This is a genomic window from Micromonospora chaiyaphumensis, assembly GCF_900091435.1.
Classification (GTDB): domain Bacteria; phylum Actinomycetota; class Actinomycetes; order Mycobacteriales; family Micromonosporaceae; genus Micromonospora; species Micromonospora chaiyaphumensis.
This window is the reverse complement of record NZ_FMCS01000004.1, coordinates 528,542-546,699: the sequence shown is the minus strand read 5'-3', so window position 1 is coordinate 546,699 and position 18,158 is coordinate 528,542. Positions and strand designations below refer to the sequence as shown.

Here is an 18,158-nt window from a genome sequence, read left to right as displayed (position 1 = left end):
TTCTTGCGCCCTCGGCGTGTCGCGGCAGCGGCCGGGCCGGGCCGGTTCCGGCTGCCCGGAGGACCCCGTCCGCCGACCGGTGGAGGCCACCTTCCCACATTCGGGAATCCCGGATGGCGGGGTGGACAGTCCCGTCCGGGGGACCCTGCTCCGGCGTGTCCGGTGTGCTCGCCGGTGCCCCGCCGCGCGGCACGGCCCGCCGTTCGGGCGTGGCCCGGCGGACGCGGCTGTGCCAGACTCAGCCACCGTGCAGGACGCAGCCGACAGCTCCGCGCCGAACCTCGCCGACCGGCTCCGCCGGGCGGCCGCCGTCCACGGTGACCGTCCCGCGCTGCACTGGCGCGACCGGACGCTGACCTGGTCGGCCCTGGACACCTCGGTCACCGCGACCGCCCGCGCGCTCGCCGCCGCCGCGCCGCCGTCCGCCCCGGACGGCCGGCCCGCCCGGGTGGCGATCGCCTTCGGCAACACCCCGGACTTCGTGGTCACCTACCTGGCCGTGCTCCGGGCCGGCCTGGTGGCCGTGCCGGTCAACCCGGGCTTCACGGCCCGCGAGCTGGGGCACGTGCTCGCCGACTCCGGTGCCGCCGTGCTGGTCGCCGCCCCGGAGGTGGCCGCCCGGGTGGCCACCGGCGACCTGCCCGCGCTCGGCGCGGTGCACACGGCCCCGCCGGTCACCGACGGTGACGAGGCGTCCGGCTTCCCGGCCCGGGGCGGCGACGACCTCGCCGTCCTGCTCTACACCTCCGGCACCGAGGGGCGGCCCAAGGGCGCCATGCTGTCGCACCGGGCCCTGGCCGCCAACCACGCCCAGGTCGACCGGATCGACCCGCCGGTGGTCGGCCCCGACGACACCGTGCTGCTCGCCCTGCCGCTCTTCCACGCGTACGGGCTGAACTCCGGGCTCGGCGCCGTCGTGCACCACGGCGCGACCGGGGTGCTTGTCGACGAGCCGGGCCCGACCGGCGCGCTGGACGAGATCGCGCGGCACCGGGTCAGCGTGCTGGTGGGCGTACCGTCGATGTTCCTGGCCTGGGCCGACGCGGCGGGCGACCGGCCCGCGGCGCTGGATTCGGTGCGGATCGCCGTGTGCGGCGCGGCGCCGCTGCCGCCGGCCGCCGGGGCGCGCTTCACCGAGGTGACCGGGCATCCGGTGCAGGTCGGGTACGGGCTCACCGAGACCGCCCCGGTGCTCACCTCGACCCTGGTCGGGGGCGAGCCCAAGCCCGGCTCGATCGGCCGGCCGCTGCCCGGCGTCGAGCTGCGCCTGGTCGGGGCGGACGGCGCGGAGCTGTGGCGCGACGGGGTGCCCGCCGCCGAGGAGGACGACGACGAGCTGGACCTCTCCGACGACCCGGCCGGCACCGACCCGGGGCAGATCGTGGTGCGTGGCGACAACCTGTTCGACGGCTACTGGCCGGACGGGCGGGGCGGCCCGGACCCGGACGGCTGGTGGGCCACCGGCGACGTCGCGTACGCCGACTCCGACGGCGACCTCTTCCTGGTCGACCGGCTCGGCGAGCTGATCCTGGTCAACGGCTTCAACGTCTACCCCCACGAGGTGGAGCAGGTGCTCCAGGCGCATCCCGGCGTGGCCGAGTCGGCCGTCCTGGGGGTGCCGCACCCGCGGACCGGCGAGACTGTCGGGGCGTACGTGGTGCGGGCGGCCGGCTCGACGGTGACGGCGGAGGAGCTGCTCGCCCACTGCGCGCGTAACCTGGCCCGGTTCAAGTGCCCGACCGCCGTCGAGTTCGTCGACGACCTGCCCCACTCGGCGATCGGCAAGGTACGCAAGACCGAGCTCCGTCCGGCGGCGCGCCCGGTGCCCGCGCCCGCGCCGCCGACCGAGATCCGCACGGAGGTATCCGATGTCCAGTGACGCCCGGCTCACCCTGATCACCCGGCCCGACTGCCACCTCTGCGAGGACGCGAAGGCGGCGCTCGACCGGGTGGTGGCGGTCACCGGGGACCGCTGGGTCGAGAAGGACGTGACGGGCGACCTCGAACTGGAGCGCGACTACGGCGACCGGCTGCCCGTGGTGCTGCTCGACGGCAAGGAGCACGGCTACTGGCGGGTCGAGGAGGACCGGCTGCTGCGGGACCTGACCACTCCCCAGCTCTGAGCCGCCCCTTACAGTGCACCGATGACCGCTGCGCGCCACCACCTCGTGTGGGACTGGAACGGAACCCTCCTCGACGACCTCGACCTGGTGGTGCGGGCCACCAACGTCGCCTTCGCCAGCGCCGGCGGTCCGGCGGTCACCGCCGACGAGCACCGGGTCCGGTTCCGCCGCCCGATCGCCGACTACTACGCCGAGATGCTCGGCCAGGCGATCGACGACGAGGCGTTCGGCCGGCTCGACCGGATCTTCCACGAGGCGTACCGGGCCGGGTTGACCAGTTGCGCGCTGGCCGCCGACGCCACCGCCGCGATCGCCGCCTGGCCGGGCAGCCAGTCGCTGCTGTCCATGTGGTTCCACGACGAGCTGGTCCCCACCGTGCAGACGTACGGGCTGACGCCGCACTTCACCCGGGTGGACGGGCTGCGCGCCGCGGTGGGCGGCGGCCCGAAGGCGGAGTGGCTGGAGAAGCACCTCGCCGAGCTGGGCCTCGACGGCCGGCAGGTGGTGCTCGTCGGCGATTCCCTGGACGACGCCGACGCCGCGCTCTCCGTGGGCGCCCGCTGCGTCCTCTACACCGGCGGCCTCTCCGACCCGGCCCGGCTGCGCACCTCGGGCCACCCCGTGGCCGACACCCTCACCGAGGCGGTCACCCTCGCGCAGACGCTCTGAGCCCGCTCGGGCGCTTCAGGCGCGCAGGTGGGTGAGGACCGCGAGGACCCGGCGGTGGTGGTTCGTGGCGTCCGGGGGCAGGTCCAGCTTCGTGAAGATGTTGCGGACGTGCTTCTCGACGGCGCCGTCGCTGACCACCAGGGCACGGGCGATGGCGGTGTTGGAGCGGCCCTCGGCCATGAGGGCGAGCACCTCGCGCTCGCGGGGGGTCAGCTCCGCCAGCGGGTCGTTGCGGCGGCGCCGGACCAGGAGCTGGCTGATCACCTCCGGGTCCAGCACCGTGCCGCCGGCCGCCACCCGGGCCAGCGCGTCCAGGAACTCGTCGATCGCGGCCACCCGGTCCTTCAGCAGGTAGCCGATCCCGCCACCGCCCGCCCCGCCGCCGGTGGTGGCGAGCAGGTCGTCGGCGTACGACACCTCGACGTACTGGGAGAGCACCAGGACCGGCGTACGCGGGACCCGCCGGCGGGCCTCCACGGCCGCCCGCAGCCCCTCGTCGGTGTGCGACGGCGGCATCCGCACGTCCACCACCGAGACGTCCGGCCGGTGCGTCACCACCGCCTCGACCAGGGCCTCCCCGTCACCGACGGCGGCCACCACCTCGTGTCCCGACTCGGTCAGCAGCCGGACCAGCCCCTCCCGGAGCAGCACGGCGTCGTCCGCGATCACCACCCGCATGGGTCCGGTGTCTATCACGTCCTGGACCCAGAGGGCGGCCTTCATTCGGTCCGGAGTGCCGCCTGGCGGCGCGGAGGCCGAATTATGGCCGTTGGCCTTCACCGGGGGAGTTCCGCGTGGATCCGGGTCGGCCCGCCGGTCGGGCTGGCCACCTCAAGGGTCCCGCCGGCGGCCCGGACCCGGTCGGCGATGCCGCTGAGCCCGTGCCCCTTGGCCAGGTGGGCGCCGCCGATCCCGTCGTCCACCACGGTGATCTCCAGCCGGCCGACCTTCCGGGTCACCTCGACCCGGCAGGCGGCGGCCCGGCTGTGCTTGGCGACGTTCGTCAGCGCCTCGGCCACCACGAAGTACGCGGTGCTCTCCAGCGCCGGGTCGAGCCGCCCGGCCGCGGTGCCCAGCTCGTCGTCGACCACCAGCTCGGTGGGGACCAGGGCGCGGGCGGCCAGCGCGGCCAGGGCGCTGGGCAGCCCCCGGTCGACCAGGATCGGCGGGGCGATGCCCCGGGACAGGGCGCGCAGCTCGTCGAGGGTCTCCCGGGTCTGGCTGACCGCCTCGTCCAGGGTCCGCCGGGCCGCCTCCGGGTCGGCGGCGAGCTGCTGGCGGGCCCGGCTGAGGTCCATGGCGAGGCGGACGAGGCGCTGCTGCGGGCCGTCGTGGATGTCCCGCTCCAGCCGGCGCAGGGCGGAGGCCTCGGCGGACGCGGCGGCCCGCTTCTGCTCCTCCAGCGTGGTGATCCGCTGCCGCATCTCGGCCACCCCGGTGAGCAGCGAGTACGCCAGCGCGGCCTGGATCTTGGCGCAGGCGCGGGCCACCAGGGGCAGGGTGAGCAGGGCGAACAGCCCGATCGCGGTGTTCAGGGCGATCCGTGCCCCGGCGCCGTCCCCCATCCCGAGGAGCTGGCTGAGGTCCTGGTCGTCAGGGCCGCGCGGGATGGCCCAGTCGTACGCGCCGTAGAGGGTGCCGGTCAGGGCCAGCGCCCACCAGACCACCACGACCACGAAGGTGGGCAGGGTCGCCAGCAGCCGGACGAAGGCGTGCAGCAGGTCGAGCCACGACTGCGGGTCGCGCATCGGGGTGAGGACCCGCCGCCAGAAGCCCGCGCCCCGCTCGGGCGCCAGGTAGACCGGGCGGACCCGGGGCTGGCGCAGCACGGCGGGCAGCCGCAGCCGCTCCAGGTCGGCCAGCCCCCGCGCCGCGTACAGGGTGCCGGCGAGGACCGGCAGCCCGAGCGTGGTGACCAGCAGACCGGCGGTGAGTGAGATCCCCGCCACGGCCAGCACGAAGCCGACCAGCGCCAGCGGGAGGCTGAAGAGCACGTAGCCGGAGTCGCGCAGGAGTTGGCGGACGAGACCCCGGACGGGTGTGGTGGGGGCGGGCGCGGTGGCCAGCGGTACGGCGGTCATGCTCCGAGGCTATGGGCCGGGACGGGCCCGACCCATCCCGTGCGCGGGCCTCTCCGGGGTGGGGTTCTCCCTACCGCCGGACGTGACTCGCGCCTCTCCCCGACGGTGACACACCGCTACCGAGCGCGCGCGATTGGTCAGAGAAGTCGGGATTGAGCAATAATCGCCCCGCGGCGCCGAGGGAGCTCCGTCTATCGATCTTGTGGGAATGGAGGAGCAGGTGGAGGCGCGTCGCGACCGAGCAAGATCGCGATTTGTGCACCTCTTCACAAGCGCCTACTCTGTAGTTCCGACGCGCCCTGCTAGCACAGCCGGCAACATCGGTCGCCAGCGGGAGTCCCGGAACGACCGGCCACCGTCGCTGGTCGAGGATCGCACCGCACGGAGTCTCATGAGTCAGCACCGTCACCCAGGCGCGCCCGGCCGCGCCGGTGCCGTACCGGCGCTCCCGGACCTGCCCGAGGCGACCGTCGCGCGGCTCCCGGAATACCTCCGCGCCCTGCACGCGCTCGCCGACACCGGCCACGAGACGGTCTCCAGCGAGGGGCTGGCCAACGCCGCGGGCGTCAACTCGGCGAAGCTCCGCAAGGACCTCTCCCACCTCGGCTCGTACGGCACCCGGGGCGTCGGCTACGACGTCACGCTGCTGATCGAGCAGATCGAGTCGGTGCTCGGCCTCACCCAGTGCCGCTCCGTCGCGCTGGTCGGCGTGGGTAACCTCGGTCACGCCCTGGCCGGCTACGACGGCTTCGCCAGCCGCGGCTTCCGGATCGCCGCGCTCTTCGACGCCGACCCGTCCCGCGTCGGCGAGGAGATCAACGGGCTGGTCGTCCGGCACGTCGACGACCTGGCCCGGGTCGCCGTCGAGGAGTCGATCTCGATCGGCGTGATAGCCACCCCGGCGCCGGCCGCCCAGGCGGTCGCGGATCAGCTCGTGGCCGTCGGCGTGACGAGCATCCTCAACTTCGCGCCGTGCGTACTCTCGGTTCCGGAGGGGGTCGACGTGCGCAAGGTCGATCTCGCGATCGAGCTGCAGATCCTCTCCTTCCACGAGCACCGCAAGGCGTCGCTGACCGCGCTTCCCGGCGGGCTCGCCGCCACCGACACCCAGGAGGCGATCGGCACGTGAAACTGCTCGTCGTCGGCGCGTCCTACCGCACCGCCCCGGTCGCCACGCTGGAGCAGCTGGCGGTCCCGCCCGCGGATCTCACCCGCACCCTGGACCGCCTGGTCGCCCAGCCGTACGTCGCCGAGGCCGTCCTCGTCTCCACCTGCAACCGCGTCGAGGTGTACGCGGCCGTCACCGGCTTCCACGGCGGCCTCGGCGACATCTGCGCGGTCCTGGCCGAGCAGGCCGGCGCCCCGCCGGCGGCGCTCGCCACCCACCTCTACGTGCACTACGACGCCGCCGCCGTGGACCACGTCTTCCGGGTCGCCACCGGGCTGGACTCGATGGTCGTCGGCGAGGCGCAGATCCTCGGGCAGCTCCGCGACGCCTACCACTCGGCCAGCGGCGCCGACTCGGCCGGCCGGCTGCTGCACGAGCTGATGCAGCAGGCCCTGCGCGTGGGCAAGCGCGCGCACGCCGAGACCAACATCGACCGGGCCGGGCAGAGCGTGGTCACCGCCGCCCTCGACCTGGCCGCCGACCTGCTCGACGGCGACCTCGCCGGCCGGCCCGCCATGGTGGTCGGCGCGGGGGCGATGGGCTCGCTGGGCGTGGCCACCCTCTCCCGGCTGGGCGCCGGCCCGCTCACCGTCACCAACCGGGGCGCCGAGCGCGCCGTCCGGCTGGCCGAGTCCTACGGCGCCACCGCCGTACCGATGACCGGGCTGGTCGACGCCCTCACCACAGTGGACATCGTGGTGGCCGCCACCGCGGCCACCGAGGCGGTGCTCACCCGCGACGTGGTGACCCGGGCACTGGCCCGCCGGGACGCCGATCGCGGCCCGCTGGTCCTCCTCGACCTCGCCGTCCCGCGCGACGTCGAGGAGGGCGTCGCCGAGCTGCCCGGCGTCGAGGTGATCGACATCGACCGGATGGCGGCGATCCTCGCCGACGGCCCGGCCGCGGCCGACGCCGCCGAGGTGGCCCGGATCGTGGCCGGCGAGGTCGAGGCGTTCCTGAGCTGGCTGCGCGGCGCCGACGTGGCCCCCACCGTGGCGGCCCTGCGCGGGCGCGCCGACGACGTGGTCACCGCCGAGCTGCGCCGGCTGGCCCAGCGCCGTCCGGACCTCACCGACGACCAGCGCGCCGAGGTCGCCCGCACCGTGCACCGGGTCGTGCAGCGGCTGCTGCACCAGCCCACCGTCCGGGTCCGCCAGCTCGCGGCCGAGCCCGGCGGCGACCAGTACGCCGCCCTGCTGCGAGAGCTGTTCGACCTCGAGGTGCCGCAGACCTCCCCGGTCGACACCGTCCCCGACGTGGTGGAAGCCGAGATCGCCCTGCCGGCCGACACCACCCCGCACACCGGAGGTGCGCGATGACCGCCCCCCTGCGCCTCGGCACCCGGGGCAGCGCCCTGGCGATGGCCCAGTCCGGCCACGTCGCCGAGGCGCTCACCGCGGCCACCGGCCGCCCGGTCGAGCTGGTCGAGGTGGTGACCGCCGGCGACCGCTCCACGGCCCCGGTGCACCGGCTCGGCGTCGGCGTCTTCGTCTCCGCGCTGCGCGACGCGCTGACCGCGCGGGAGATCGACTTCGCCGTCCACTCGTACAAGGACCTGCCCACCGCGGGGGCGCCCGGCCTGCACATCGCGGCCGTGCCGACCCGGCAGGACCCGCGGGACGCGCTGGTCGCCAAGGACGGCCGCACCCTCGCCGAGCTGCCGCCCGGCGCGCGGGTCGGCACCGGCGCGCTGCGCCGCATCGCCCAGCTGCACGCCCTCGGCATGCAGCTGGAGGTCACCCCGATCCGGGGCAACGTCGACACCCGCCTCGGCCGGGTGCTCGGCCCGGAGGCCGACCTCGACGCGGTCGTGCTGGCCCGGGCCGGGCTCGCCCGCCTCGGCCGCACCGACGCGATCACCGAGACGCTCGATCCGATGCTGATGCTGCCCGCGCCCGCCCAGGGTGCGCTGGCCGTGGAGTGCCGGATCGACGATCAGGACCTGGTCGAGCTGCTCGGCGTGCTCGACCACGCACCGTCCCGCGCCGCGGTCGTCGCGGAGCGGGCACTGCTGGCCACCCTGGAGGCCGGGTGCAGCGCGCCTGTCGCCGCCTACGGCGAACTCGCCGAGGGTGACGCCGGCGAAGAGATCTACCTGCGCGGGGCGGTGATCAGCCCGGACGGCACCCGTGACCTCCGGCTGTCCCGCACCGGAACGCCCGCCGACGCGGCGGAGATCGGCAAGGCACTCGCCGCCGAACTCCTCGAACTCGGCGCCGACTCGATCCTCGGCCAAGAAGGACACGCCGGCCCGGGGACCCAGCAATTTGGGAGCACAGAATGACCCGCACCCGTAAGCCCGTAGGCCGGATCGCGTTCGTCGGGGCCGGTCCCGGCGACCCGGGCCTGCTGACCCGCCGGGCGCTGGACGCCCTGGTCGACGCCGACCAGGTGGTGTACGACCGGGGAGTCCCCGAGTCGCTGCTCGAGCACGTCCGCGCCCAGGCCAGGCCCGACGCCGAGTTCAGCCCCGCCGAGGGTGTGCCGGGGGACGTGGCGAAGGTGCTGATCTCCGCGGCCCGGTCCGGCCAGAACGCCGTGCACCTGGTCGCCGGTGACCCGTTCGGCCACGACTCGGTGGTCAAGGAGGTGCAGGCGGTCGCGCGTACCGCCGCGCACTTCGAGGTGGTGCCGGGCGTCGGCCAGGCCGAGGGCGTGGCCACCTACGCCGGCGTGCCGCTGCCCGGGGTACGCACCGCCGCCGACGTCGAGGACGTCACCACGCTGGACTTCGACGCGCTGGCCGCGGCCGTGGCCCGGGGCTCCCTGGCCGTCGCGGTGGACGCCGGTGACCTGGCCGCCGTCCGGGACGGCCTGCTGGCCGCCGGTGTGGACGGCGCCACCCCCGTCGCGGTGACCGGCGACGGCACCGGCGAGACGCAGTACACCACCACGTCGACCGTGGACTCCTTCGTCGCGGCGGCGCTCGGCTTCACCGGCCGGGTCGTGCTCACCGTGGGCGCGGGCGTCTCCGACCGCGACAAGCTGAGCTGGTGGGAGAACCGCCCGCTGTACGGCTGGAAGGTGCTCGTACCCCGGACCAAGGAGCAGGCCGGCGCCATGAGCGCGCGGCTGCGGGCGTACGGGGCGATCCCCTGCGAGGTGCCGACCATCGCGGTCGAGCCGCCGCGCACCCCCGCCCAGATGGAGCGGGCGGTCAAGGGCCTGGTCGACGGCCGGTACGCCTGGGTGATCTTCACCTCGGTGAACGCGGTCCGGGCGGTCTGGGAGAAGTTCGCCGAGCACGGCCTGGACGCCCGCCACTTCGGCGGCGTCAAGATCGCCTGCATCGGCGAGGCCACCGCCGAGGCGGTCCGTGCCTTCGGCATCCAGCCGGAGCTGATCCCCTCCGGGGAGCAGTCCTCCGAGGGCCTGCTGGCCGAGTTCTCGCCGCACGACGAGATCCTCGACCCGGTCGGCCGGGTGCTGCTGCCGCGCGCCGACATCGCCACCGAGACCCTGGCCGCCGGCCTCACCGAGCGGGGCTGGGAGGTCGACGACGTGACCGCGTACCGGACCGTCCGGGCCGCGCCGCCGCCCGCCGAGATCCGCGACGCGATCAAGTCGGGCGGGTTCGACGCGGTGCTCTTCACCTCGTCCTCGACCGTCCGGAACCTGGTCGGCATCGCCGGGAAGCCGCACGCGCGTACCGTTGTTGCCGTTATCGGGCCCAAGACGGCGGAGACCGCCACGGAGTTCGGCCTGCGGGTCGACGTGCAGCCGCCGCACGCCTCGGTGCCCGACCTGGTGGAGGCGCTCGCCGCCTACGCCGTCGAGCTGCGCGAGAAGCTCGCCGCCATGCCGGCCAAGCAGCGCCGGGGCTCGAAGGTGCAGGGCCCGACCGCCCTGAGGTTCCGCTGACAGGAGGCCCCTCATGTCGTACCCCGAGATCCGGCCCCGCCGGCTGCGCCGCAACGCGGCCGTGCGGCGGCTGGTCTCCGAGACCCGCGTCGACCCGGCCGAGCTGGTCGTGCCGATGTTCGTCAAGGAGGGGCTGACCGAGCCGCGGGCCGTGGCGTCGCTCCCGGGGGTGCTCCAGCACTCCCGGGACTCGCTGCGCAAGGCCGCCGTCGAGGCGGTCCAGGCCGGGGTCGGTGGGATCATGCTCTTCGGGGTGCCGGCGACGCGGGACGAGACCGGGTCGGGCGGCATCGACCCGGACGGCATCCTCAACGTGGCCATCCGGGACGTGATCGCCGAGGTCGGCGACGCCACCGTGGTGATGAGTGACCTCTGCCTGGACGAGTTCACCTCGCACGGGCACTGCGGGGTGCTCACCCCCGACGGCGCCGTGGACAACGACGCCACCCTCACCGAGTACGCCCGGATGGCGGTCGCCCAGGCCGACGCCGGGGTCCACATGGTCGGGCCCTCCGGGATGATGGACGGCCAGGTCGGCGTGGTCCGCCGGGCCCTGGACGCCGCCGGGCACCAGGACGTCTCGGTGCTCGCGTACGCCGTCAAGTACGCCTCGGCCTTCTTCGGCCCGTTCCGCGACGCCGTCGAGTCGGCCCTGGAGGGCGACCGGCGCACCTACCAGCAGGACCCGGCGAACCTGCGGGAGTCCCTGCGCGAGGTCGAGCTGGACGTGGCCGAGGGCGCCGACATGGTGATGGTCAAGCCGGCCCTGCCCTACCTCGACGTGGTGGCGGCCGTCCGAGCCGCGGTCGACGTCCCGGTCGCCGCCTACCAGGTCTCCGGCGAGTACGCGATGGTCGAGGCGGCCGCCGCGAACGGCTGGATCGACCGCGAGCGGACCATCCTGGAGACGCTGACCTCGATCCGCCGGGCCGGCGCGCAGATCATCCTCACCTACTGGGCGGTCGAGGCGGCCCAGCTTCTCCGCCAGCGCTACTGAACGTCGACGGTCACCACCCGGGCCAGCTCCGCCACGCGGTAGACCTTCCGGGGTGGGTCCGGTAGCTGCGCCCACACCACGCGGACGGTGGTGTCGTCGACCCAGGCGGCACCCCACGTCCCGCCGCCCGCCAGGCCGTAGGCCGGGCTGGCCGTCCCGAGCGGCTGGTCGGCCCGGAGCTGGCCGGTAGCCGTGTCCAGGATCGCCAGCCGGTAGTCGAGGTTCCGACCGCTCGGGCGGCGGTAGGGGACCGCGACGAGGTTGCCGTCCGGGGAGAGCCGGACCGACGGGGCGCACTCGCCGGCCACCGTCAGCCGCGACAGCCGGCTCCCACCGGCCAGCCGGCGCACGTCGAGCTGGCAGCGGGTCAGGTCGGCCGGGCCGGTCACCGACACCACGCGGGCGGCCGTCACGTCGGCGTCGCGGAACGGCAGCTCGCCGTCGACCTTCGTCGGCACCCGGATCAGGGTCTTCTCCCGGCCGGTGGTCAGCTCGTGAGACACCAGGCCCACTCCGTCCCGGACCAGGTAGGCGTACCGTGCGTCGGCGCCGGCCAGTCCGAGGGCCTGGCCCCGGACCCGGATCTCCCGGCCGACCTCGACGCGTCCGTCGGCGCTGAGCACCATGAGCTTGACGGAGAGGCCCGCCACGTCCGGGCCGTCCGTCCGCCGCACGCCGGGCATGAGGTCGGTGAGCTTGAGGCCGACCAGCCGTCCGTCGGGCAGCGCCACGGTCTCCTGCCAGCCGGCAGGCACCCGGTGCGTGACGACCGAGCCGTCGCTGCGCAGCTCGTCCGCGACGCCGCTGACCAGACCGATCTCCGGGCCGGTCGGGTGCGGTCGAACGGTGCCGCCATCGCCGCTGAGCAGCAGCCGCTGCGCCGGCGCAGGGGTCGGCGGTGAGCTGGGAGCGGACGGCGACGGCAAGGGCGACGGCGTGGCCAGCGGTGCGGCCGGCCGATGCTCGCCGACGAGCAGCGGCACGGCGCCACCGGTGAGCGCGACCAGGACCACCAGGCCCACCACGGCCGTCCGGGCCCGCCGGTGCCGGCGGGCCCGGGCCCGCCGGCGTAGATCCGCCAGATCCGCCGGGTACGGCGCGGTCGCGCGAGCAGCGCGGTGGACCAGCTCGGCCAGGTCCTCGGGTACGTCCACGGTCACTCCTCCTCGGCCAGCGTGGCCCGCAGCTCGGCCAGCCCCCGGGAGAGGCGGCTGCGGACGGTGCCCTCGGTCAGGTCCAGCACGGCGGCGGTCTCGGCGGTGGAGAGGTCCAGCAGCACCCGGCAGACGATGACGGTGCGCTGGCCGGCAGGCAACCGCTCCAGGGCGGACCGGGCGGCCAGCCCGGCGGGATCAGGGGCGGCTGTCGCCGGGTGCCGGTCCTCGGCCGGTGGCCGTTCCCGGCGCACCTTCCGCCACCACGAGGTGGCCCAGTTCAGCCCGACCCGGAAGACCCAGCCGCCCGGGTTGTCCAGCCGGCGCACCCGGTCCCACCGGGCGTACGCCCGGGTCATCGCCTCGTCGGTCGCCTCTCGGGCCACCGCGCTGTCCCCGACGGCCAGCGCGAGCGCGCGGTGGATCCGGTCCACCTGGTCCCGGTAGAACTGCTCGAACGGCAGGTGCGGGGACGTGTCGCGGTCGCGTGGCAGCACGTCCGGCGGACCGGGCGGGGCCGAGAGGTGGCTTCCCATGTCCGGTACACGCTCCGGGGGCGGGTTTCGTTCCCGGCTCCTCGCAAGGACGGAGCGGCCGGTACCCGCATCCGAGCCGGTTGCCTCGGCGCCCTGCCTCAGTACACGTGGCCGCCCATCGTCACTCTGCGTACCGAACATGCGCGACCCCGACCCCCGCCCTCGCTCGCTTTGCTCTGCAGCCATCGGCGCAGCGGCAACCGTCCGTGCCCGGTGCGTATCTGGCTGCAGAGCAAAGCGGGGTGGGGAGGGCGGGCTTGTCGCCGCGAACGCGCCTTCTCTTGTCCATATTGGTGGCTTCCTTCAGCCGCAGTTGCTCTGACGGGCGGCCAGGGCGGGTCACGTTGGGTGACGCACCACCTTCCTCACGCTCGGTCACGGTCTCCTGTCCTGCGGGCAGGTGATGGCACAGGCCGCCGGCGAGGCGCGACCTGTCCACAGGCGGCGCGGTTGTCCACAGCCGGACCGGTCGGGGTTGCCGCCTTCGGGCGCGCGGAAAGACCCTGGGTCCATGAGCGCCCTGGACACTCCTGGCGAGCCGCCGGTCGCGGCCGATGAACCTGTCGAGCCGCCCACGATGCTCACCGAGCCCTTCGACATCCCGTGGCCCGCTTCGGGCATCGTCCGCGCGGTCCGCCGCCGGGCCGACGTGAGCCAGCGGGAACTCGCCCGGGTCGCCCGGGTGCACCCCACGACCATCGGGCGGATCGAGGCCGGCACCCTGACCCCGAGCATCACCATGCTGCGTCGGATCATCGGCGTGGCCGGGTTCCGGCTCGCCGTGGTCGACGAGTTCGGCCGTGTGCTGGCGCCGATGCGGGACCGCGACGACCTGCGCGACGGCGCCGAGCGACGATATCCGTCCCACCTGGACGTGATCGCCGACCCGGAGCCGGGGGAGTGGTGGGCCGATCTCTACGGGCTGGCCCGCCCGCCGGAGACCTTCTACCGGGACCGGGCATACCGCGACGCCCTCCGCCGGCGCAGTCAGTGGGAGGTGCGCGTGGCCAAGTACCGCGGCGTGGCGCCGCCGCCCGACCCGCAGCGGTGCGGCTACCGCAACGGCCCGCCGTCCGGCTGGTGAGCCGGACGACGGGCCGCTTCGCGGTGCCGCTGTCAGTCGTCGTTGCGAATGGTGCCGATGCCGCTCACGTCGGCGAGCCGGAGGCCCGGCACGCCCGCCACGTACAGCTTGAGCTGCTCGTCCGCCTCGCGCTTCCGGTCACCGCGCACGGTCACCGGGAAGGTCAGCGAGGTCTGGCCGGCGGCCAGGGTCTTGCAGCCCACGTACGGGTCGTAGTCCGACCCGGCCTGCGCCGTGGTGCCGTAGGTGGTGGCGCAGATGAGGGCCGGCTCCGAGAGCGGGCGGGAGACGGTCACCGTGAAGGTCATGGTGGTGTCGCCCTTGTCGCCCTCGGCGACGGCGGCGTCGGAGACGCTCAGCGACGCGCGGGAGCGGAACCTCGCCACCTGCGGGTCGTGGTCGCTGGCGCCCCGGTCGCCCAGGCCCTCGGCGTCGGTGGGGTAGTCGGCGTTGATGTGCGCCGTGCGTACCTGCACGAGGTCCGCGTGCAGCGCGTCGTTGACGAAGAGGTTGTCCAACGTCTGCGCCTGCCCGTCGTACGTGTACGAGTACGCCGCAGCCGGCACGTCCGCCACCAGGTCGTCCCACAGGTTGTGCAGGCCGGCCTGGTACAGCGGGGCGAGCTGGTCCGACGGGGTCGGGTTCGCGGCCGTGGCGATCGGGTCGTCCGGACGCGGGAAGACGTTCAGGTCACCGCCGTAGATCACCCGCGCGTTCGGGTCGGCCGCCTCGACGGCCTGCACGAGCGCCGCCCCGTACGCGGCCTGCTCCCGCCGCTGCCCGACCCGGGTGTCCGGACCGGACGAGAAGTGGTTGGTGGCCGCCCACAGCGTGAAGTGCTCCGCCGAGCCGGGCGCCGCCGCCACGGTGAACTTGGCCAGCTGGACGGCCCGGGTGTAGACGTTGCTGCCGTCCACGCCGGTCGAGCGGTCCACGTCGGCCGGCAGCACGGCGTTGAACCCCTTCGGGTTCTGCACGTCCGCGTTCGACGGCAGCGCCGCCGAGCGGTACTGCACGGTCGGCGCCGAGCCCAGCAGCGGGTCGGCGGCGTTCGCCTCGGCCAGCGTCAGCCGGTCGGTGCGGTAGAGGAACGCCGAGGCGATGCCCCGGGCGTCCGCGCCGGTCCGGTCGTACGCCGCCGCGTAGGCGGGACCGCCGGCCGCCGCGATGGCCAGCGCCAGCTCCTGGACGGTGTCCGGCGCGCCGTCGGCGTTGTTCGTGTCACCGCAGACCAGCTTGCCGTCGGCCACCGTGCAGATGTCCTGGTCCTCGGCCTCCTGCACGAGCACCAGGTCCGGGCTGTGCAGGGCACCGGTGATCTGCCGCGCCTGCACACCCAGCTTCTCGGTGTACGCCGCCTCGCTGGCCGGCACGTAGTCGAACGGCGGGCTCACGCCCGGGCAGCCCGAGTTGCCGGTGAAGTCACAGCCGTCGAACGGGTCGTCGCGGTAGTCGTACAGGTTCTCCACGTTGTAGGTGGCGACCGCGACCTCGCTGCCCCGGTCGGCCGGCCGCGGCGGGCTGTTCTCCGCCGGGTCCGCGCCGCCGGTCAGCGTGAGCTGCTCGGGCTGCACGCTGTACTTGCTGAACGCGTACGAGATGGCGCCGTAGGCGTCCTCGGTCAGCGTGTCGAAGGTGCGGGCCTCGGGCAGCAGCGCGGTCGAGTCCGCGGCGGTCGCCTTGACGCCGCCGGCACCCAGCAGGATCCGCTGGTAGTTGCCGTTGTCGAAGAGCGTGCCGGGGATGTCGTCCAGCGGGTGCGCGTCCCGGAACACCCGGCGGGCGTACGGGTCGGACCGCTTCATGATCGGGTCCTCGCGGTCCAGCACGTAGACCTCGGAGTCCAGGGTGGACGCGAAGATGTGCCGCGGGGCGGAAACCCCGCTGCCGGATCGGACGCGCATCCGCTCGCCCTCGTGTCGCTCCCAGAACCGGCCGGCGGCGGCAGCGTCGGCCGGCGGCCGGGCGTCGTCCACGCGGACGGCGGTGTCCACGTCCAGCCCGGAGTCGAGCTTGCGCACCAGGGAGGCGCTGGAGAGCTGGGTCTGGTTGAAGTACTCGGAGACCCGGCCGCGCAGCACCACCTCGTCGCCGACGGTCGGGGCGTAGCCGCCGATCAGCGTGGTGAAGGAGCCCATGAAGACGAAGATGCCGTCCGAGGTGAGCGCGTCGCCGTCCTCGGAGCCGGTGCGGCTCTGCAGGTAGAAGCCCCACTGGTCGGCGCCGGCCGAGGTGCGGGTCAGCGACTTCTGGGTGATCACACCGCGCACGTCGTAGAGCATGGAGCTGGTGCCGTTGCCGCTGGCCGGGGCGAACGGCGACCGGTCGGTGCGGCCGTCCTCGTCGTCACCGGTGCGGCCCTGCACCTCGCCCACCGACAGCACGGCGGTGGCCTGCACGGTCAGGGTGCAGGTCGCGGTGCCGCCCTCGGCGTCGGTCGAGGTGACGGTGACCGAGTAGGCGCCGGCCGGGAGGCCGGTGGCGGTCAGCGTGGCGGTGGCCGTGCCACCGGCCGCGGCGGCCGGCGTGAACGCGGTACGGCTGATCGAGCCGCTCGCCGGCGCCGGGGTGACCGCGGTGACCGCGAGGTCGGTGACGGTGTCGTCGGCGTCGGTGGCGGTGACCTCGCGGGTGGCGGTGGCGCCCGCCTCCAGGGTCAGCGTGCCGCCGCAGGTCAGCGTCGGGGCCTGGTCGACCGGGCCGCCGTCGTCGATGCGGTGGCTGCCCAGCCCGTCGAAGGTGTCGGTGGCGAAGCCCTCCCACTGCACGGCCGGGTCGAAGGCGTTCGCCGGGTCGGTGTCACCGGCGCTCACCGAGGGCAGCCGGCGCAGCGTGTTGTCGGCCGTGCTCGTGAGCCCGGTGCCCCACTCGCTGCCCGGGTCGACGCCGACCTGGCCGATCGAGTCGACCACCGTGGTGCCCTTGCGCAGCACGATCGCGTCGTCGCCGTTGTAGAGCGAGCCGCCGTAGGTCTGGTCGGCCTGGGCGAGGATCGCCGGCGCGGCCGTCGAGGCGGCGAAGACGAAGGCGTCACCGGATGCGACGGTGCCGGTCAGCGGCACGTTCGTCGAGGTGGTGGCGCCGTTGAAGAAGAGCTGGAGCTGGTAGCCGGCGGCGGCCAGGTCGATCGGCGCGCCGGTGCCGTTGTAGAGCTCGACGGCCTTGTTGTTGGACGAGCCTTCGACGTACTCGGAGATGAACAGGTCGGTGGGCGCGGCGCTGGCCGCGGGGGGTGCGATCCCGATGGCCGTGACGGAGACGGCGGCGGTGGTCGCGAGCGCGGCGAAGGTGCGGCGCGTGCGCATGGAGCCTCCACGATGGGTGGACAGGAACTAACGCACGTTAAGTGGCGTTCCGGTCCGCCGTCCATCCCCCGGGCAGCCGTTTGATGAATATCTGTCAGCGCTGGCTGTCGAGCCGGTGCACCAGCTCGGCCACGTCGACGCTGTATTCGCACCAGTCTCGGTCGGGACGGTAGCCCAGCTCCGCGTTGACCTTCAGCATCGCCTCGTTGGCCTGCGCGTTCCAGGTCTGCACCTCGGCCAGCTCGGGCTCGGCGGAGCGCAGCTCCAGCAGCATCCGGGCCTTGATGGCCCGGTCGATGCCGTAGCCCCGGTGGTCGCGGACCACGATGGTGTCGTACTGGTCGGCCCGGGTCGGGTGCTGTGCCGGCACGACCACCTCGGTCAGCCCGGCCACCTCGCCGGTCTGCTCGTGCAGGGCCAGCACGATGTACGGCTTCATGCCGCGCCGGTGCAGCGTGTCGAGGCTGTCCCGCAGCCGCTGCGGGTCGTAGGAGCTGGGCCGCAGCTCGCCGTCGTCGACGTCGCGCACCTCGGCCTTGGCCCGCGCGTACGCCTCGATGAGGTCGTCCGGCGGCCCGCCCGGGCAGAACTCGACGTGGTAGCCGGCGCCCACCTCGGTGGCCATCTCGGCCAGCACCGGCCACTCCATGGCACCCAGGTCGAGCACGCTGCGGGTCTCGACGTATTCCCTGGTGAAGCCGAGCGCCTCGTAGAACGCCACGGCCGGGGTGTCGCCGACGACCTCCACGCCGATCGACTGGAAGCCCTCGTCCCAGACCCGGCGGGCGGCCACCCGGACCAGCTCGCGGCCGAGCCGGCCGCGCCGGGCCGTCGGGTGCACCAGCACCTCCAGCACGCCGATGCCGCCGAGCAGCAGCACGTTCACGTGGCCGAGGATCGGGCCCGGTGTGCCGTCCGGGGCGGGATCGGCCTGGGCGACCCAGGAGATCCGGCGCTCACCCGGCATGACCTCGGAGAGGTATTCCCGCAGGGAGCTTTCCCGCCAGGGCGGATCCTGCGGGAGGTCGGCCGCCAGCACCGCGTTGAGCGTGTCCAGCAGCGACGCGATCTCGGCGGACGACGCGGTCCGAGGGTCCCACTCGCGCACCATCACCCGTCTAGCTTGCCGTCAACGGCAGCCCGGGGGAAGGGTCAAGTCCGCGAATGTATGCAACCGGTC

General features: G+C 74.4%; 15 protein-coding genes. 9 read left to right on the top strand and 6 right to left on the bottom strand.

Annotated elements, in window-relative coordinates; translation table 11 throughout:
* Positions 1 to 247 precede the first annotated feature (247 nt).
* The 3 genes from GA0070214_RS14575 to GA0070214_RS14565 are packed head-to-tail and all read left to right on the top strand — an operon-like array spanning position 248 to position 2,792.
* Complete coding sequence (locus GA0070214_RS14575) at positions 248 to 1,879, top strand: AMP-binding protein (protein ID WP_208602758.1); 1,632 nt, start codon at positions 248 to 250, stop codon at positions 1,877 to 1,879.
* The gene (locus tag GA0070214_RS14570; protein WP_091263013.1) at positions 1,869 to 2,123 is read left to right on the top strand and encodes a glutaredoxin family protein; all 255 of its coding nucleotides are present in this window, start codon (positions 1,869 to 1,871) and stop codon (positions 2,121 to 2,123) included. Before GA0070214_RS14575 ends, GA0070214_RS14570 begins: the two co-directional genes overlap by 11 nt.
* Before the next feature lie 21 nt (positions 2,124 to 2,144).
* Entirely contained in the window at positions 2,145 to 2,792 is a 648-nt protein-coding gene (locus GA0070214_RS14565) for an HAD family hydrolase (protein ID WP_091263011.1), read from the top strand.
* Between the two features lie 15 nt (positions 2,793 to 2,807).
* On the opposite strand, the gene GA0070214_RS14560 is transcribed toward GA0070214_RS14565, so the two are convergent.
* Both GA0070214_RS14560 and GA0070214_RS14555 read right to left on the bottom strand, forming a co-directional pair.
* Positions 2,808 to 3,470, bottom strand: a complete 663-nt coding sequence (locus GA0070214_RS14560) for a response regulator (RefSeq protein WP_091263139.1) — start codon at positions 3,468 to 3,470, stop codon at positions 2,808 to 2,810.
* A gap of 98 nt (positions 3,471 to 3,568) precedes the next feature.
* Positions 3,569 to 4,873 (bottom strand): sensor histidine kinase, encoded by a 1,305-nt coding sequence (locus GA0070214_RS14555; protein ID WP_091263009.1) that lies wholly within the window; start codon positions 4,871 to 4,873, stop codon positions 3,569 to 3,571.
* Between the two features lie 391 nt (positions 4,874 to 5,264).
* Here GA0070214_RS14555 and GA0070214_RS14550 point away from each other — a divergent pair, with 391 nt between their 5' ends.
* The 5 genes from GA0070214_RS14550 to hemB are packed head-to-tail and all read left to right on the top strand — an operon-like array spanning position 5,265 to position 10,899.
* Positions 5,265 to 6,002, top strand: coding sequence for a redox-sensing transcriptional repressor Rex (locus GA0070214_RS14550; protein WP_091263007.1), 738 nt, complete (start codon positions 5,265 to 5,267; stop codon positions 6,000 to 6,002).
* Complete coding sequence (locus GA0070214_RS14545) at positions 5,999 to 7,360, top strand: glutamyl-tRNA reductase (RefSeq protein ID WP_091263005.1); 1,362 nt, start codon at positions 5,999 to 6,001, stop codon at positions 7,358 to 7,360. Before GA0070214_RS14550 ends, GA0070214_RS14545 begins: the two co-directional genes overlap by 4 nt.
* On the top strand, positions 7,357 to 8,325 hold the full coding sequence (gene hemC / locus GA0070214_RS14540; RefSeq protein WP_091263002.1) for a hydroxymethylbilane synthase: 969 nt from the start codon (positions 7,357 to 7,359) through the stop codon (positions 8,323 to 8,325). Before GA0070214_RS14545 ends, hemC begins: the two co-directional genes overlap by 4 nt.
* Positions 8,322 to 9,902 carry a bifunctional uroporphyrinogen-III C-methyltransferase/uroporphyrinogen-III synthase gene (locus GA0070214_RS14535; protein ID WP_091263000.1) on the top strand — a complete coding sequence of 527 codons (1,581 nt, stop codon included), beginning with the start codon at positions 8,322 to 8,324 and terminating at the stop codon, positions 9,900 to 9,902. The genes hemC and GA0070214_RS14535 overlap by 4 nt, the downstream gene beginning before the upstream one ends.
* Before the next feature lie 13 nt (positions 9,903 to 9,915).
* Positions 9,916 to 10,899, top strand: coding sequence for a porphobilinogen synthase (gene hemB, locus GA0070214_RS14530; RefSeq protein ID WP_091262998.1), 984 nt, complete (start codon positions 9,916 to 9,918; stop codon positions 10,897 to 10,899).
* Here hemB and GA0070214_RS14525 read toward each other — a convergent pair.
* Together GA0070214_RS14525 and GA0070214_RS14520 are read right to left on the bottom strand one after the other, a co-directional pair.
* Entirely contained in the window at positions 10,893 to 12,053 is a 1,161-nt protein-coding gene (locus tag GA0070214_RS14525; protein ID WP_091262995.1) for a hypothetical protein, read from the bottom strand. The genes hemB and GA0070214_RS14525 overlap by 7 nt on opposite strands.
* A gap of 2 nt (positions 12,054 to 12,055) precedes the next feature.
* Entirely contained in the window at positions 12,056 to 12,589 is a 534-nt protein-coding gene (locus tag GA0070214_RS14520; RefSeq protein WP_091262993.1) for an RNA polymerase sigma factor, read from the bottom strand.
* 511 nt (positions 12,590 to 13,100) lie between these two features.
* Here GA0070214_RS14520 and GA0070214_RS14515 point away from each other — a divergent pair.
* Entirely contained in the window at positions 13,101 to 13,673 is a 573-nt protein-coding gene (locus GA0070214_RS14515; RefSeq protein WP_091262991.1) for a helix-turn-helix transcriptional regulator, read from the top strand.
* A 32-nt stretch (positions 13,674 to 13,705) separates the two neighbouring features.
* Here the strand turns inward: GA0070214_RS14515 and GA0070214_RS14510 are convergent, their stop codons facing one another.
* Positions 13,706 to 16,978, bottom strand: coding sequence for a lamin tail domain-containing protein (locus tag GA0070214_RS14510; RefSeq protein WP_091262989.1), 3,273 nt, complete (start codon positions 16,976 to 16,978; stop codon positions 13,706 to 13,708).
* A gap of 94 nt (positions 16,979 to 17,072) precedes the next feature.
* Complete coding sequence (locus GA0070214_RS14505; protein WP_091262987.1) at positions 17,073 to 18,089, bottom strand: GNAT family N-acetyltransferase; 1,017 nt, start codon at positions 18,087 to 18,089, stop codon at positions 17,073 to 17,075.
* Positions 18,090 to 18,158: the final 69 nt, after the last annotated feature.

What these genes read in the sequence shown, in the direction of transcription:
- GA0070214_RS14570 (WP_091263013.1), top strand. Translation starts at nt 1,869, where the DNA reads ATGTCCAGTGACGCCCGGCTCACCCTGATCACCCGGCCCGACTGCCAC.
- GA0070214_RS14565 (WP_091263011.1), top strand. Translation starts at nt 2,145, where the DNA reads ATGACCGCTGCGCGCCACCACCTCGTGTGGGACTGGAACGGAACCCTC.
- GA0070214_RS14560 (WP_091263139.1), bottom strand. Translation starts at nt 3,470, where the DNA reads ATGCGGGTGGTGATCGCGGACGACGCCGTGCTGCTCCGGGAGGGGCTG.
- GA0070214_RS14555 (WP_091263009.1), bottom strand. Translation starts at nt 4,873, where the DNA reads ATGACCGCCGTACCGCTGGCCACCGCGCCCGCCCCCACCACACCCGTC.
- GA0070214_RS14550 (WP_091263007.1), top strand. Translation starts at nt 5,265, where the DNA reads ATGAGTCAGCACCGTCACCCAGGCGCGCCCGGCCGCGCCGGTGCCGTA.
- hemC (WP_091263002.1), top strand. Translation starts at nt 7,357, where the DNA reads ATGACCGCCCCCCTGCGCCTCGGCACCCGGGGCAGCGCCCTGGCGATG.
- GA0070214_RS14535 (WP_091263000.1), top strand. Translation starts at nt 8,322, where the DNA reads ATGACCCGCACCCGTAAGCCCGTAGGCCGGATCGCGTTCGTCGGGGCC.
- hemB (WP_091262998.1), top strand. Translation starts at nt 9,916, where the DNA reads ATGTCGTACCCCGAGATCCGGCCCCGCCGGCTGCGCCGCAACGCGGCC.
- GA0070214_RS14520 (WP_091262993.1), bottom strand. Translation starts at nt 12,589, where the DNA reads ATGGGAAGCCACCTCTCGGCCCCGCCCGGTCCGCCGGACGTGCTGCCA.
- GA0070214_RS14515 (WP_091262991.1), top strand. Translation starts at nt 13,101, where the DNA reads ATGAGCGCCCTGGACACTCCTGGCGAGCCGCCGGTCGCGGCCGATGAA.
- GA0070214_RS14510 (WP_091262989.1), bottom strand. Translation starts at nt 16,978, where the DNA reads ATGCGCACGCGCCGCACCTTCGCCGCGCTCGCGACCACCGCCGCCGTC.
- GA0070214_RS14505 (WP_091262987.1), bottom strand. Translation starts at nt 18,089, where the DNA reads ATGGTGCGCGAGTGGGACCCTCGGACCGCGTCGTCCGCCGAGATCGCG.